Source organism: Streptomyces katrae (assembly GCF_000966975.1).
GTDB classification, from domain to species: Bacteria; Actinomycetota; Actinomycetes; order Streptomycetales; family Streptomycetaceae; genus Streptomyces; species Streptomyces katrae.
The window spans coordinates 1-528 of the sequence record NZ_JZWV01000005.1 but is presented as its reverse complement, the minus strand read 5'-3'; the positions used below and the strand labels follow the sequence as shown (position 1 = coordinate 528).

General features: G+C 74.2%; 1 protein-coding gene. It reads right to left on the bottom strand.

Annotation, left to right across the window (positions count from 1 at the left end; genetic code table 11):
- A partial coding sequence (locus VR44_RS00485) for an alanine racemase (protein ID WP_045945308.1) occupies positions 1–399 on the bottom strand: 399 nt, incomplete at its 3' end.
- Positions 400–528 lie beyond the last annotated feature (129 nt).

Sequence of the window (528 nt, the reverse complement as noted above, 5' to 3'; positions counted from 1 at the left end):
GCCGGTGTCGACCTTGAGCTGGATACGGGCGGTGCGGCCGGCCGCGCGGGCGGCGGCGCGGACCTCCTCCAGGGCCCACATCCCGCTGACGGACACGTCGATGTCGGCCTCGACGGCCTCCCGCCAGGGCCCGCCGGGGGTCCACAGCCAGCACAGGATCCGCCCCCGGATCCCGGCGGCACGCAGCTCCAGCGCCTCCTCGGGGGTGGCGGTACCGAGCCAGGTGGCCCCGGCCTCCTGGGCCGCCCGGGCGCACGGGAGGGCGCCGTGCCCACAGGCGTTCGACTTGACGACGGCCATCAGCTCGGCCCGGGGCGCCCGCGCCCGCAGGGCACGCACGTTGGCCCGTACGGCATCAAGATCGATCTCGGCGTACACGCGCCTCGGTGTCTCGTTCATCGCCCACAGTCTCTCAGAACCAGCACGCGCCGGTGATCCGGCACGGTTCGCCCCCTTATGGCCCCGCCCGCGTTCCTTCCAGCCCCGCCTGGGGGCACCTCCCAGCGGTAACTGGGGGGAAACGGAGAA